We start from the raw sequence: 14,372 nt of genomic DNA, 5'->3' as shown, positions 1-14,372 counted from the left end.
TGTCGGCGAGCGTGAAAGAAGCCTCAAAACGCGGTGCAGAGTATAGCAGACGCTCGACCTCGCGTGGTTCGCGTGACGCCGTTCGACGTCGCATCGTGGACGGCGCTCGATCGCGCCGGCACGCCGACCTTTCAAGCGCGGCCTGCATGGGCGCTCGCCCTCGCAGATTCGAACGCGTCCCTCACGCCCAGCCCGCTCGCCTGCATCTTCGAGGACGGATCGAAGTCCATCGTGCCGCTCGTGCGGGTGCGAGGCCGGCTCGGATGGCGCGTCTACTCCGGCACGCCGCTCGGCGGCTATACCGTCGTGCTGAATGCGGATGGAAGCGCCGCCGGTGCGGCGCGCGCGAGGGCTTCGTACGCCGCCGTGCTCGCATCCGGCATCCATAGCATCGCGATCACGCCGTGGCCGCTTTGCGAAGCAGACCTCAGCGGCTTGCCGGGTAAGGTCGTCAAACGCGAGACGTCGGTCATCGATCTCTCCGGCGGGGTCGAAGCGGCGCTCGCGCGCATGGACGGCAACACGCGCAGGATGGCCGGTCAGGCGCAGCGACGCGGCGTCACGTGCGAACGCGCGCGCGGCGAGGCGGCGATCGATCGCTACTATGCGATGCTCGAAGAGTCCGCGATCAGGTGGGGGCGCGAACGTCCGACGTTTCCGAAGCGTCTGCTCGAAGCGCTCGTCGCGCGCGGCGGCGACGACGTCGAGATCTGGTTCGCGACATTCGAAGGCGAGCCGATCGCCGGCGGCGTCATGCTGTACGGATCGGACGAGGCGAATTTCTGGAGCGCAGCGATGCGATCCGATTTCGGCACGCTTCGACCGAGCAACGCGCTCAACGTGGCCCTCATCACTGCGGCCGCTCAGCGCGGCGTGCGCTGGTACAACCTCGGGGAGAGCGAGGGCCTTCCAGGCGTCGCGCGCTTCAAACAAGGTCTTGGCGCGCAAACCGTCCTGTACTCGACGTGGCGGTGCGAACGTCCGTCGTACGCGCTCTTCTCGTCGCTGCGCGCGTGGCTGACGCCGAAGCGCAAAAGGGCGGCCGCGGCGCGGCTCGAACGATAAGCGGGACCCACCGCATTTACAGCGGGACGGGCCGCAGGTGAGTTCACGCATGGCCGCCACGTTCCAGGGCCTCCTCGCAAAAGTGAAGACGTATCAGCCGAACCTCGACGAGGGGTGGCTCGAGAGCGTCTATACCTTTGCCAAAGAGGCGCACGGCAGCCAAACGCGAGCATCGGGCGATCGCTACATCTCGCATCCGCTCGCTGTCGCGACCATCCTCGCCGAATTCGAGCTCGATCCGCCGACGATCGCGGCGAGCCTGCTCCACGACGTCGTCGAAGACACGAGCGTCTCGCTCGAAGAAGTCGAACGCCGCTTCGGTTCGGAGATCGCCGGGCTCGTCGACGGTCTGACGAAACTCACCAAAATCCCCTATCAATCGAAGGAAGACGTCCAGGTCGAGAACCTCCGCAAGATGTTCTTGGCGATGGCCAAAGACATCCGCGTCATCATCATCAAGCTCGCCGACCGCCTGCATAACATGCGGACGCTCGACAGCCTCGGCGAGCAGAAACAGCGCGCGATCTCCGAGGAGACGCTCGAGATCTACGCGCCGCTCGCGCACCGGCTCGGCATCTCGAAGATGAAATGGGATCTCGAAGACCTGAGCCTGCGCTACCTCGATGCGCCTGCGTACCGCGACATCGCGGAGAAAGTGCGCAAACGCCGCGCCGAGCGCGAGCGGATCGTCGACGCGGTCATCGGGGAAGTGACAAAGCGCTTCGAGGCCATGGGTTTGCAAGCCGACGTCTCCGGCCGCCCGAAACATTTCTATTCGATCTACCAAAAGCTGCAGCGCGGCAAAGAGTTCGCCGACATCTACGATCTCATCGCGATCCGCGTCGTCGTCGATTCGGTGAAGGATTGCTACGGCGCGGTCGGCATCGTCCACAGCCTTTGGACGCCCCTCCCTGGCCGCTTCAAAGACTACGTCGCGATGCCGAAGACGAACGGCTACCAGTCGATCCACACGACGGTGATCGGCCCGGGCGGCGATCCGATCGAGATCCAGATCCGCACGTGGGAGATGCACCGGACGAGCGAGTACGGCATCGCCGCGCACTGGCGCTACAAAGAGGGCGGCCGGGCGGACGACTACGACCAGAAGCTCGCGTGGCTGCGCTCGCTCCTCGAGTGGCAAGAGGACATGCGCGACAGCCGCGAGTTCATGGAGCGGCTCAAGCTCGACCTCTTCGACAATCAGGTCTTCGTCTTCACGCCGAAAGGCGACGTCTTCGGCCTGCCGGCGTCGGCGACGCCGATCGACTTCGCCTATCACGTCCACACGTCGGTCGGCCACCACTGCGTCGGCGCGAAGGTGAACGGCAAGATCGTGCCGCTCGGCTACACCTTGCAGAACGGCGACATCTGCGAAGTGCTCGTCAACAAGAACAGCGCCGGCCCGTCGCTCGACTGGATGGCGATCTGCCGGACGAGCAGCGCGAAGCACAAGATCAAGCAGTGGTTCCGCAAGAACCGCCGCGACGAGAACATCGCCGCCGGACGCGACGCGCTCGAGCGCGAGATCGCGCGCAATCAGCTCGCTGCGATCGCGACGCAAGATTTCTTGGCCTCGCTCGCGCCGCGCTTCAACTGCGCGAGCATAGAAGACATGTACGCAGGCGTCGGTTTCGGCGACGTCTCGATCGCATCGATCGTCGGCAAGCTGCGGGAGGAGGCGCGCAAGCGCAACGTCGTGCCGCTACCGATGGCGCGGACGATCGGCAAGCGGCCCGCGCGACGAGCGGCATCCGGCGTCGCGGTACGCGGCGACCACGACGTGCTCGTGCGCTTCGCGCGCTGCTGCACGCCGGTGCCCGGCGATCCGATCATCGGCTTCATCAGCCAAGGCCGCGGCGTCTCCGTCCATCGCGTCGACTGCCCGAACGTCGGTCACATCGGCGCGCAGCCGGATCGGATGATCGACGTCGCGTGGGATACTGCGCGCGAAGAGACCCACACGGTCGACGTCGAGGTCGACGCGATCGACCGTCCCGGACTCTTGCAAGACATCATGGGCGTGCTGTCCGAGCACAAGACGAACGCGACGTCGGTCACCGCCAAGGTCAAGCGCGATCGCACCGCGATGATCTCGTGCAGCCTTCAGATCAAGGACCTCGAACACCTCAGCCGCATCCTGACGAAGATCTCGCGCGTGCGCGACGTCCGCTCGGCGTATCGCGTCACGAAGCGCGAAGCGCGCGCCGGCGGTTCGGTCTAAGGTTCGCGTGCGGGCGGTCGTGCAGCGCGTGAGTTCGGCACGCGTCGAGGTCGCCGGCGAGACGGTCGGCTCTATCGGCAAAGGTCTGCTCGCGTTCGTCGGCGTCGCTCGAGACGACGTCGACGACGACGCGCGGGTCACGGCGGCGAAGATATCCGGTCTGCGCGTCTTCAACGACGACGACGGAGCGATGAACCGGTCGTTGCTCGACGCCGGCGGTTCCATCCTCGCGGTCTCGCAGTTCACGCTCTACGGCGACGTGCGCAAAGGCCGCAGGCCATCCTTCGTCGACGCAGCGCCGGGCGAGTCTGCCAAGGCGCTTTTCGACCGCGTCGTCGAGCTGCTCAGGCGCGACGGCGTCGTGGTGGAGACCGGCGTCTTCGGCGCATCGATGCAGGTCGAGCTGACGAACGACGGCCCGGTCACGATTCTCATCGACTCGAGGAAGACGTTTTGAACCCGCCCCGCTTCGTGCTCGATCTCGAAGCAGTGCGACACAACGCCGCAGCCTGGCGTTCGAAGCTCGCAGACCGCGGATTGTGGGCGGTCGTCAAATCGGACGCATACGGATGCGGAGCGCTCGACGTCGCGCGTGCGTCGCTCGCGGGCGGCGCAGCCCGGCTGGTCGTCTTCGACGTCGCCGAAGCGCAACGTTTGCGCACGGCCGGGATCCGCGCGCCGATCGTCCAGGTCTTCGCCGCGCGAGGCGACGATCTCAACACGGCGGTTTTCCTCGGCGTCACGCCGACGGTCGAAGACGAAGCGTCCGCGCGCGCCGTCGCGTCGCTCGGCGATTGGCGCGGCCGGCGCATCGCGGTTCACGTCGCGATCGACTCTGGCACGGGATGGAGCGGCGTGCCCGCGGCGACGGCGTACGAGTTCGCGCGCTCGGTGAGCGGCTTGTCGGGCGTCACCTGGGAGGGGGCGTGGACGCACATCGCGGGCAAGGAATCGATGGACGGTCAGATGCGTGCGTTCGCCGGCGCGGTCGCCGCTCTCCGCGCGGAAGGCCTGGCGGTTCCGGTCATCCACATCGCGAGCACCGGGCCGGCGCTGTGGGGACGTGCGACCGGCGCGGCGCGGATCGGCATCGGGCTTTTCGGTGCGACGCTGACTCCGTCGGGTGAGGCGCCGGCGCTTCGTCAAGCCGTCGACGTCCGAGCGACCGTCGTAGCGGTGAAGACATTCGAGGCGGCGACCCCGCTCGGGTACGGCGGCGAGTCGGTCGCCGAGCAAGGCGAGACTATCGCGACGCTGCGCATCGGTTACGCGGATGGGTTGCCGAAGTCGCTCAGCGCCGGCGGCGCCGTCACGATCGGCGAAGCGCGTTGCGCGATCGCCGGCGCGATCGGCATGAATACGACGATGGTGCGGGTGCCGGCGCATACGCACGTGGCGCCGGGCGACGAGGCGATCGTCATCGGCGCGATGACGGGAACGACGCTCGATGAGGTAGCGGCGGCTGCAGCGACCGTACCGCACCACCTGCTCTGTTCGCTCGCGCGCGGCATCGGCGTGCGCCGGATAGGCTCGCCGGCATGACGGACGATCCGAAACCGCGGTCGGCCAGCCGCGACGCCATGCGCACGCTGTTCTTCAACGGCGCGGCCGCTGCCGTGGGCATCGTCACCGGCATCGTCGTCGCGAAGGCGCTCGGGCCGGCCGGCAAGGGTTATTTCTCCGGGCTCGCACTGCTGCAGTCCGGCGCTTCGTCCGCGATCAGCGGCTTCGGCGCGTCGATCACCTACTTCTTATCGCGCCACAAGCGCACCGCCGTCGACCTCTTCGGACCTTTGGTCCTCGTGTTCGCGATCATCTCGGTCGTCCAGCCGATCGTGCTCCTGCTCTGGGGATGGCGGTTCGGCTTCACGCCGGTGATCGTCGTCTTCGCGGCGACATCGCCCGCGACGGTCATCGTCGCCTGGCAGCAGGGCATCTATCTCGGGCTCGACCGCGTGACGAGCCTCAACTCGCAGATCCTCGGCTTCGCGGTCTTCCTGCTCGTCATGGTTGGAGCGGCGCTCGCGCTGCATCTCGGCCTGGCGGGCGCGCTGTGGGCGTGGGCGTTGACGACATACGGAGCGGCGGCTGTCGTCATGCTCCGTATCGCGAACCTCCTCCGCGGCAAGCCGTCATGGGATTTTCGCGAAGCGCTGCGTTCGATCGCGAAGTACGCGAGCGGCGCGACCGTCGGCAGCATTCTCGGCTTCTTCAACTACCGGATCGACTCGCTCGTGCTCATCGGGTTTCTCGGTGCGCCGGGCTTCGGCGTCTATTCGGTCGCCGTCTCCGCGGGCGAGGTGCTCTTCCGCATCCCGCGCGCGGTCGCGACCGCGACGACGTATCGCGTCGGAGCGTCCGCCTTCGAAGACTCGGCGGTCACGACCGCCCGATCGATCCGGACGTGCACGGCGATCGTCGTCGCGGCGACGTTGCCGCTCTACGTGTTGGCGCCGTGGCTCGTGCAGTGGTTTTACGGCCCGCAGTTCGCGGAAGCCGCGCCGGCGCTGCGGATCCTTCTCCCGGGGATCGTGCTCTTCGTCTCGGTCGGGCTGTTCAGCCCGTTCTTCACGTTCCAGATGGGGCGCCCGATCGTGGTCGTCTACATGTCGCTTTGCATGATCGCACTGCAGACCGGGCTTGGATTCTGGCTCGTGCCGCTCTACGGGCTCGCAGGTGCGGCGATCGCTTCGACGTCGACGTATATCGCGTCTGCGATCATCGTGACGATCTATTTCTGCAGGCTGACGAAATTGAACTGGGTCGACGTGTGGATCGTCAAAAAAGAGGATCTCAAGACCCTGCGCCGGCTTTTGCCGCGAGATCGTCCATCTGGGCGCGCGTCATCGGGCCGCTGACGATCGCGCGTACGACGCCCGAACCGTCGACGACGATCGTGTGCGGGATGACGCGTGCGCCGAGCAGGTCTTTGGTCTGATGGCTCGAGTCGACGAGCAACGGGTACGCGATATGGTAACGCGCCCGGAACGCCTCGACGAGCGGCGCCGTCTCCTCTTGATCGACGCCGACGACGTCGACGCCTCGGCTCTTCCAGGCGCCCGCGAACGCGACGAGATCGGGCGTCTCCGCCTTGCACGGCGGGCACCACGTGGCGAAGACGTTGACGAACGTGATCCTGCCGGGCGCAGGCGCCAGCCGTTGTGTCGAGCCGTCAAGCGTCGCAAAGCTGAGGTCGGGAAGCGGCTTGCCGACGGTCGCCGACGGATGCAAGTGGAAGCCGCACCCGCCGATCGTCAAGGCGATCGCTAACGCACACGCGGCCGGCATGAAACGGGTCATGGTCTTGGCACGTTTCGTTCGGACGGCGCCATAGTCCCGTATGCACACTACTCGCATGGCGCGACGAACGTCTGAACCCTGCTTGTCACCGCTTCGAGCACTGTGATAGACTGTGGGAGCTTGCCGTGGAGCGGCCCGGTCGAGCTAAAGCTCGACCGCTACAAAGCTCCCGCATTTCCTTCCTGCTCGTCCGGCTTGCCGCGTTTCGCGGCAGCGTACAGGACGGGCCTAACGCCCGAAGGGAGGCAGCGACGCCCGTGTCGCAATACGAGATCACCTATATCGTCCGTCCGCTTCTCGAAGACCCGCAGGTCGACGAGGTAGCGGCGCATTTCTCCGACGTCGCCAAGCAGAACGGCGGCGAGGACATCGGCGCCGAGCGTATGGGCAAAAGGCGCCTCGCCTACGAGATCCAAAAAGTGCGCGAAGGCCACTACGTCGTCATGAAGTTCAAAGGCGCAGCGACATGCGCCGACGAGGTCATGCGCCAGATGCGCCTCCACGAGAACATCCTCCGGGCGCTCGTCGTCCGCGTCTAGCCCGTGATTAGGTCTGTAGCGGTCGAGCTTTAGCTCGACCGGCGTTTCCAGAACAAGCGAATTGTGAGGTGTCATCGTGGCCGGATCCTATAACCACATCGTGCTCGTCGGCCGCCTCGTCGCGGATCCCGAACTGCGCCAGACGCAGGACGGGACTCCCGTCACGTCGTTCCGCATCGCCGTCAACCGGCCGAAGGGTCGCAGCGGCCAGGAGCAGACCGATTTCTTCGGCGTTTCTGTCTGGCGCCAACGCGCCGAAGCTGCGGCGAAGTATCTCCAAAAAGGCAGACCCGTTCTCGTCTCGGGGCGGTTGCAGATCCGCGAATACACGGATCGCGAGGGCAACAAACGCACCGCGGTCGAGGTGAGCGCGGACGACTTCCAATTCATGGACAGCAAGCCGGCCGGCGACAACGGCGGCGCGCCGCGACAAGCGGCGTCGACCACATCGACGGCATCGTCGGATCTGCCGGAGTACGAATTCCACAGCGACGCCGACGAAGAAGTCCCATTCTGATCAGAGACGGTAAGGAAGACAGATGCCACCAAGGCCAAAACTAAAAAAGCGCGCGGCGAAGGATCGAAAGCCGAAACGTAAGGTCTGCTCGTTCTGCGTCGACAAGGTCGAGCACATCGACTACAAAGACGCGCCGCGTTTGCGCAAGTTCGTGTCCGAGCGCGGCAAGATCTTGCCGCGCCGCATCTCCGGAAGCTGCGCGCGGCACCAGCGTGCGCTGACGGCGGCGGTGAAGCGCGCGCGCGTCATCGCGCTCTTGCCTTTCGCCTCGGACTGACGCGACGGCGGTGAAGGTCATCCTCAAAGCCGACGTCAAGGGCGTGGGCAAAGCAGGTTCCATTCTCGACGTGGCTGACGGTCACGCGCGGAACTACCTGCTGCCGAAGGGATTGGCCGAAGAAGCGACCGCAGGGAACCTCCAGCAGCTCGAAGGCCGCCGCGCCGCCAAGCAGAAGCGCGACGACAAGAGTCTCGCCGAAGCGAAGGCGCTCGCGTCGACGATCTCGGCGAAACCGGTCGTCGTTCGAGCCAAGGGAGGCGAGCACGGCAAGCTGTTCGGCGCCGTGACGACGACGCAGATCGCCGAAGCCGTGCACGCCGAATTCGGCGTCGCGCTCGACCGCCACAAACTCGAACTCGCCGAACCGATCAAGTCGGCCGGCGACCACACCTGCGTCGCCAAGCTCGCGCACGGCGTATCGGCAAAGATCGCCGTCCGCGTCGTCACGGGCTGATCGTGGGTAAGTCCGCTCCGCGCCGGAATCGCCGGCCCGGCGCTCCGCCTTCGGCCCAGGCGGCGATCGGGCGTCAAGTGACCGCGCTATTCGACATGCTCTCGAACCTGGTCGGCGCCGATAAGCTCGTGCTCAAAGCCGGCAAGCTCGACGCGCTCAAGCTCATGCGCAGCCGCGACCTCGGCGATCGCGTTCTCGCGCTTCGGCGCCTCGTCTTCGAGGACCCCACGCTCGCGCGGACGCCGTCGCGCTCCGGTTACGCCGATGCGCTCGCGGCCGTCGAAGAAGAGCTCGCCGAACTCATCGCCCACCGCACCGTCGAAGAGAGCATCGAGAAGAAGGTCAACGCGAAGATGGCGGCGCGCCATTTCGAGTACGTCAAAGACCTGAAACTCGAGGCGCTCAAGGAGACCGGCGGCCCCGAGACGTCGTCGACGCTCAAGAAACAGGAAGAGCTCGAGGCCCTCGAGCGGCGCGGACTGCCGTCATCGGCGCTGAGCGTCCTGCGGCCGGCGTCCCTCGACGAAGTCGTCGGCCAAGACGCGGCGATCCTCGCGCTGCTCGGCAAGATCGCCTCGCCGTTCCCGCAGCACGTCATACTTTACGGACCGCCGGGCGTCGGCAAGACGACCGTCGCGCGGCTCGCGCTCGAGCGCGCGAAGCACGCGACGTACACGCCGTTCGGCGCCGACGCGCCGTTCGTCGAGGTCGGCGGTTCGACGATCCGCTGGGATCCGCGCGAGACGACGAATCCGCTGCTCGGTTCGGTGCACGATCCCATATATCAAGGAAGCCGGCGCGATTTCGCCGAGGGCGGCATCCCCGAGCCGAAACTCGGGCTTGTGACGCGCGCGCATGGCGGCGTCCTCTTCATCGACGAGATCGGCGAGCTCGATCCGATGCTCCAGGTGAAACTGCTCAAAGTGCTCGAGGACAAGCGCGTCACGTTCGAATCGTCGTACTACGACGAGAACGATCCGAACGTGCCCGCCTACGTGAAGCGCCTCTTCGCAAGCGGCGCGCCCGCGGATTTCGTCCTCATCGGCGCGACGACGAGGCAGCCTGACGAGATCGATCCGGCCGTGCGCTCCCGATGCGCCGAAGTCTTCTTCACGCCGCTCAACCAGGAGCAGATCGCGTCGATCGTCCACCACGCCGCCAAGCGCCTCCACGCGGCGCTCGACGATGGAGTCGCGGATCTCATCGCAGAGTACACGCTCGAAGGCCGGCTCGCGGTCCAGATCCTGGCCGACGCGTTCGGTCTCGCTCTATATCGCGCGCAAGGCGCCTCCGACTCCGGCATTCCGGTCGCTGCGAGCGACGTGCTCGACGTCGTACGCAGCCGCCGCCTTTCGCAGCACACGCACGTCAAGGCGTCAAAGGCTTGCGAGGTCGGTAAGGCGTTCGGCCTCGGCGTCTATCACTTCACGGGTTCGATCATCGAATTCGAGGCGGTCGCATTTCGCGCGTCGCAGCCGGGCAAAGGGACCGTGCGCTTCAACGACACCGCCGGCTCGATGGCTCGCGACTCGGTATTCAACGCGGCGTCCGTCGTCCGCGCCCTCGCCGGCGTCGACCCGGCTGATTACGATTTGCACGTCAACGTCATCGGCGGCGGCGCCGTCGATGGGCCATCCGCGGGTCTGGCCGTCTTCGCCGCGCTCTACTCCGCGCTGCGGCGCGAACCGGTGCCGCAAGACGTTGCGCTCACCGGCGAGGTCGGCATCCAGGGCCGGGTCCGCCCGGTCGGCGGCATACCCGAGAAGATCTTCGCGGCGCGCATGGCCGGCGTCCGTCGCGTCGTCGTGCCGAAGGAGAATCTCAAAGACGTACCCACCGGTCTGGCCGGCATGGAAATCGTCACCGCAGGCGACGTCTTCGAAGCGCTCGCCGCGCTCGATATGAGCGCGCCCGCGCAAATCTCGCCGGCGGCAGGCTAGCGGCGTGGCGCTCACCGCTATCGACCGCATTCCGCCGCAGAGCCTCGACGCCGAGCAAGCCGTCCTCGGCGCGCTCATGGTCGACCGCGAGCTCATGCCGGTCGTCGCCGAGATCGTCGTCACCTCGGATTTCTACGCGCCGCACCACGCGACGATCTACGACGCGCTCCACTCGCTCTACGAACGCGGCGAGCCGATCGATAAGGTGTCGGTCGCGGAAGAATTGCGCCGGCGCAAGGTCCTCGACGAAGTCGGCGGCCTCGACCTGTTGACCCAGCTCCTCGACGCGGTGCCGACGACCGCATCGGTCGAGTACTACGCGAAGATCGTCGCGGAGAAAGCGCTCTTGCGGGCGCTCATCACCGCGGGCTCGCGCATCTCGGTCATGGGTTTCGAGCCGACCGAAGACGTCGACCAGACGCTCGACCAGTGCGAGCAGATGATCTTCGACATCGGGCGCCGCCAGACCGCGGGTTTCACCCTCGTTAAGGACCTGCTCAAACCGACATTCGAGCAGATCGACAAGCTCTACCATCAGAGCGGCAACATCACCGGCATACCGTCCGGCTTCGCGTCGCTCGACCACTACACCGCAGGTTGGCAGAAAGGCGAGCTCATCGTCGTCGGCGCGCGCCCGTCGATGGGCAAGACGGCGTTCGCGCTCGGGGCCGCCGCATTCGCGGCGCGCTCGGCCGGAAAGACGGTCGCGATCTTCTCGCTCGAGATGAGCGACCAGCAGATCGTCCAGCGCCTGCTCAGCGCGGACGCGCGCATCGACGCGCAAAAGCTACGCACCGGCAACATGCAAGACGAGGACTGGGGCAAGATCACCCAAGCGATGGGGCGTCTCGCCGAGATGTCGATCTACGTCGACGACGCACCGGCGCTGTCGACGTCCGAGGTGCGCTCGCGCTCGCGGCGCCTCCAGTCGCGATCGGGCCTCGACCTCATCGTCGTCGACTACCTCCAGCTCATGCGCTCGACGAACCCGCGCGTGATGAGCCGCGTCGAGATCATCGACGAGATCTGCCGTGGATTGAAAGCGCTCGCAAAAGAACTGCGCGTTCCGATCATCGCGCTCGCGCAGCTCAACCGTTCGCTCGAAGTGCGGACCGACAAACGACCGATGCTCTCCGACCTGCGAGAGTCGGGCGGCATCGAACAAGAGGCCGATGTCGTCGCCTTCATATATAGAGACGAGTATTACAATCCGGGGACCGACCAGGAGAACGTCGCCGAGATCCACATCGCCAAGCAGCGCAACGGGCCCACCGGCATGGTGAAGCTCCGCTTCGACAAGAAATTCACCTCGTTCGCGGACCTCGACCTCGAGCACGCAGAGGTCTAGACCCCAAAAAGCGCGGTTAGGGCCCAGATTGGGATTTATGGCCGTCGTCCGGTCTAGCGGTCGCATATTACAATAAGACGCGCGCCCTCTTCGGGCGCGGCGCTCGGCTTTTGTCCTATCCATCAGGGATGCCATGCAATACCTCGCCGCGGTACTCATCGCGCTGTCCACGCTGCCGTTGACGCCCACCCCGCATTCCGTCGGCATCGGCACCCTAGGCTCAAAGGCGTCGCCGCGCATCGGGCGGCTCGACGAAGCGATGCAAAGCATCGCGATCGGCTCGCTCGCGCCCGGTGAACGCGTCGAAGTATACGCGGGCGGACGGTTGCTGGGCGCGCACACGGCGACAGCTTCGCGAACGATGATCCGGCTTCGATCGACGCTGCGCCCAGGTACGATCGTCACCGCGGTCGGTCGGCTCGCCGGCGGCGGATTCGTCCGCTCGTCGACAGTCGTCCAAAACGACTACTTGCAGTACCACTACGACCTCGGGCGAACTGGGTGGAACCCGTTCGAGACCGCGCTGACGACGTCGAACGTCGCTCCGAACAGCTTCGTCCACTTGTTCTCGCTGCCGGTCGATGCGTTCGTCTACGCGCAGCCGCTTTTCGTCGGCGGCGTCACGATCGGACAGGCGACCCACAACGTGGCCATCGTCGCCACCGAGAATGATTCGCTCTACGCGTTCGACGCGGACACGGGCGCGCAGCTGTGGCAGAAGAACTACGCGAATCCCGCCGGCGGCGCCGTGCCGATCCCCTACCAATTCACGAACGCACAGAACATCATCCCAGCGGTCGGCATCACGTCGACGCCGGTAATCGATCCGAACACAGGAACGATCTACTTCGTGGCCGCGATTCAGCAAGCGGTGTCCGGCGGCGGGTACACGTATCACCAGTTCCTCCACGCGGTCGATTGGACCGACGGCGCCGACGTCCTCACGCCGGTCGACATCACGGCGACGACGAGGCTGAATAACGGCAGGCGGGTCGTCTTCGACGCGCTGTCGCAGTTGAACCGCGCCTCGGTGCTGCTAGCGAACGGAAGTGTCTATGTGAGCTTCGGCAATCACGACGACACGAAGACCCCGAGCACGAAGCCGCACGGCTGGATATTCCGCTATGACGCATCGACGCTCACGCTCCAGTCGTTCTTCTGCACGACGCTCGACGTCTCGAACAAGTACAACGGCAACATCTGGGGCGGTGGTTGGGGTCCGGACGCCGACGATCAAGGCGACGTGTTATTCGCGACCGGCGATGGGCCGTTCGACGCGAACACGGGCGGCAACAACTGGGGCGATTCGGTGATGAAGATGTCGGCCGGCCTGACGGTGCTCGATTCTTTTACGCCCTCCGACCAGGCGCTGCTCGCGCAGTTGAACCACGATCTCGGCGCCGGCGGTGTCATGCTATTGCCCGACCAGCCCGGCGCGTTTCCGCACCTCGCCGTCGCCGCGGGAGAAGAAGGGACGATCTACCTCCTGAACCGCGACTTGCTCGGCGGCTACTCGCCGGGCGGGCCCGACGCGGTGGTCCAAGAGCTGCAGCTCGCGATCCACAAACTTGTCGGTGGACCGGCATACTATGGTGGTCCGACGACGTCGTTCGTCTACTATTGCGGCGCCGGCGACCCGCTGCGAGCGTACGCGCTCGACACGAGTGTTCCGCAACTCACGCTCGCGAGCACCGCGTCGAGTTCGTGCGGCGGCAGCGGCGGCGCGATCCCAGACGTCTCGTCGAACGGCGCGATGCCCGGCACCGGCATCGTCTGGATCACGACGCGGCCGGCGAACCGCGCTACGCATCCCGTGCTGCTTCGCGCGTACGACGCGACCGATCTGACGCACCAGTTGATCCAGCTCAACGTGGCGCTATGGCAGAACCTCCACAACCCGCCGTTCCTCACACCGACCGTTATCGACGGTAAAGTCTTCGTCGGGACTTCGAACAGCGTCGAAGTGTTCGGCTTGCAGTCGTCGCGCAGGACCCTGCACGGAGAGTAGGTCGACGACGTCCGCGCCGGGAATCCGATCTTCAATAACGGCTCTGATGCCGAAAGGAAGGCACCTCGTGAAATCATCAGCCATCGCCGCTTTCGCGGCCGCGTCTTTTCTGTTGTTCGGATCGGCTGCGCTTGGAGCGTCGGCTCCGCAGGCCTCCTACTCGCCGCAATTCTATCAAGCCGCGGCGGCTTATTGCAAAAATACGGGCGGTGAGGTCGAGACGCGCGTGGCCGTCTACGGCTCGAACGGCCCGACGCTGCTGTTCCTCGACGGCATGCGCCAGTTCTGCCAGTACACGAGGCCCGACGGTTCGCGCATCCATCTCTTGACGACGACGCTCTACTCGCAGAAGCCGACGCTTGCCGCTCTTGCCTACTACGCGCAGGTCCCGCTCGGGAGCTGCAACGGCAATCCTGCGTCGTGCTACTGCACGCTGCTCGGCGGATCCGACCAGTTCGGCGGCACGTCCGGCGCAGGCGGCGGCTGGTATTTGAAGGGTGCGATCGACGAGACGCTCGAGGCGTGCATCTTCCCCGATATGTCGTCGATCGATTCGTGGGGACTCGCATACCACAGCGCCGGCATCATCCGCGGAAAAGATCTTTCCAAAGTCCTGCGCTTCAAGAACCCGTACTGATCATTGGGCTTTGACGTAGTGGCGAAACGGTCGAAATTGTGATATAATAGCAGTACAGCGACT

The 14,372-nt window shown here is 65.7% G+C and carries 14 protein-coding genes; 13 read left to right on the top strand and 1 reads right to left on the bottom strand.

Annotated elements, in window-relative coordinates:
- Positions 1 to 33: 33 nt before the first annotated feature.
- Genes VFO25_07970 through VFO25_07950 form a run of 5 tightly spaced genes read left to right on the top strand, consistent with a single transcriptional unit; the run spans position 34 to position 6,144 of the window.
- Positions 34 to 1,065 carry a GNAT family N-acetyltransferase gene (locus VFO25_07970; protein HET9342833.1) on the top strand — a complete coding sequence of 344 codons (1,032 nt, stop codon included), beginning with the start codon at positions 34 to 36 and terminating at the stop codon, positions 1,063 to 1,065.
- Positions 1,066 to 1,102: 37 nt separating this feature from the next.
- Entirely contained in the window at positions 1,103 to 3,286 is a 2,184-nt protein-coding gene (locus VFO25_07965; protein ID HET9342832.1) for a bifunctional (p)ppGpp synthetase/guanosine-3',5'-bis(diphosphate) 3'-pyrophosphohydrolase, read from the top strand.
- Positions 3,287 to 3,293: 7 nt separating this feature from the next.
- Positions 3,294 to 3,743 carry a D-aminoacyl-tRNA deacylase gene (dtd, locus tag VFO25_07960; protein HET9342831.1) on the top strand — a complete coding sequence of 150 codons (450 nt, stop codon included), beginning with the start codon at positions 3,294 to 3,296 and terminating at the stop codon, positions 3,741 to 3,743.
- Entirely contained in the window at positions 3,740 to 4,828 is a 1,089-nt protein-coding gene (gene alr, locus VFO25_07955) for an alanine racemase (GenBank protein HET9342830.1), read from the top strand. The genes dtd and alr overlap by 4 nt, the downstream gene beginning before the upstream one ends.
- Complete coding sequence (locus VFO25_07950) at positions 4,825 to 6,144, top strand: polysaccharide biosynthesis C-terminal domain-containing protein (GenBank protein HET9342829.1); 1,320 nt, start codon at positions 4,825 to 4,827, stop codon at positions 6,142 to 6,144. Before alr ends, VFO25_07950 begins: the two co-directional genes overlap by 4 nt.
- Here VFO25_07950 and VFO25_07945 read toward each other — a convergent pair.
- Positions 6,080 to 6,586 (bottom strand): TlpA disulfide reductase family protein, encoded by a 507-nt coding sequence (locus VFO25_07945; protein HET9342828.1) that lies wholly within the window; start codon positions 6,584 to 6,586, stop codon positions 6,080 to 6,082. The genes VFO25_07950 and VFO25_07945 overlap by 65 nt on opposite strands.
- A gap of 257 nt (positions 6,587 to 6,843) precedes the next feature.
- On the opposite strand from VFO25_07945, the gene rpsF reads away from it, so the two are divergent.
- The 8 genes from rpsF to VFO25_07905 all read left to right on the top strand — a co-directional run bounded on the left by rpsF (position 6,844) and on the right by VFO25_07905 (position 14,309).
- On the top strand, positions 6,844 to 7,125 hold the full coding sequence (rpsF, locus tag VFO25_07940) for a 30S ribosomal protein S6 (protein ID HET9342827.1): 282 nt from the start codon (positions 6,844 to 6,846) through the stop codon (positions 7,123 to 7,125).
- A 76-nt stretch (positions 7,126 to 7,201) separates the two neighbouring features.
- Positions 7,202 to 7,642, top strand: coding sequence for a single-stranded DNA-binding protein (locus tag VFO25_07935; GenBank protein HET9342826.1), 441 nt, complete (start codon positions 7,202 to 7,204; stop codon positions 7,640 to 7,642).
- Positions 7,643 to 7,664: 22 nt separating this feature from the next.
- Positions 7,665 to 7,919 (top strand): 30S ribosomal protein S18, encoded by a 255-nt coding sequence (gene rpsR / locus VFO25_07930; protein ID HET9342825.1) that lies wholly within the window; start codon positions 7,665 to 7,667, stop codon positions 7,917 to 7,919.
- Between the two features lie 10 nt (positions 7,920 to 7,929).
- Positions 7,930 to 8,376, top strand: coding sequence for a 50S ribosomal protein L9 (gene rplI / locus VFO25_07925; GenBank protein HET9342824.1), 447 nt, complete (start codon positions 7,930 to 7,932; stop codon positions 8,374 to 8,376).
- Positions 8,377 to 8,453: 77 nt separating this feature from the next.
- The gene (gene lonC, locus VFO25_07920) at positions 8,454 to 10,316 is read left to right on the top strand and encodes a Lon family ATP-dependent protease (protein ID HET9342823.1); all 1,863 of its coding nucleotides are present in this window, start codon (positions 8,454 to 8,456) and stop codon (positions 10,314 to 10,316) included.
- A gap of 4 nt (positions 10,317 to 10,320) precedes the next feature.
- Positions 10,321 to 11,664 carry a replicative DNA helicase gene (gene dnaB / locus VFO25_07915; protein HET9342822.1) on the top strand — a complete coding sequence of 448 codons (1,344 nt, stop codon included), beginning with the start codon at positions 10,321 to 10,323 and terminating at the stop codon, positions 11,662 to 11,664.
- Between the two features lie 133 nt (positions 11,665 to 11,797).
- The gene (locus VFO25_07910) at positions 11,798 to 13,672 is read left to right on the top strand and encodes a hypothetical protein (GenBank protein ID HET9342821.1); all 1,875 of its coding nucleotides are present in this window, start codon (positions 11,798 to 11,800) and stop codon (positions 13,670 to 13,672) included.
- Between the two features lie 67 nt (positions 13,673 to 13,739).
- On the top strand, positions 13,740 to 14,309 hold the full coding sequence (locus VFO25_07905) for a hypothetical protein (protein HET9342820.1): 570 nt from the start codon (positions 13,740 to 13,742) through the stop codon (positions 14,307 to 14,309).
- The last annotated feature ends 63 nt before the right edge of the window (positions 14,310 to 14,372 follow it).

It is taken from the genome of Candidatus Eremiobacteraceae bacterium, assembly GCA_035710745.1.
Taxonomy (GTDB): Bacteria; Vulcanimicrobiota; Vulcanimicrobiia; order Eremiobacterales; family Eremiobacteraceae; genus JANWLL01.
Note: the sequence above shows the minus strand (reverse complement) of the source record. Positions and strands in the feature narration are given on the sequence as shown.

Coding starts and splice junctions, on each gene's coding strand:
- VFO25_07910 (HET9342821.1), top strand. CDS start 11,798: ATGCAATACCTCGCCGCGGTACTCATCGCGCTGTCCACGCTGCCGTTG.
- VFO25_07945 (HET9342828.1), bottom strand. CDS start 6,586: ATGACCCGTTTCATGCCGGCCGCGTGTGCGTTAGCGATCGCCTTGACG.
- VFO25_07950 (HET9342829.1), top strand. CDS start 4,825: ATGACGGACGATCCGAAACCGCGGTCGGCCAGCCGCGACGCCATGCGC.
- rpsR (HET9342825.1), top strand. CDS start 7,665: ATGCCACCAAGGCCAAAACTAAAAAAGCGCGCGGCGAAGGATCGAAAG.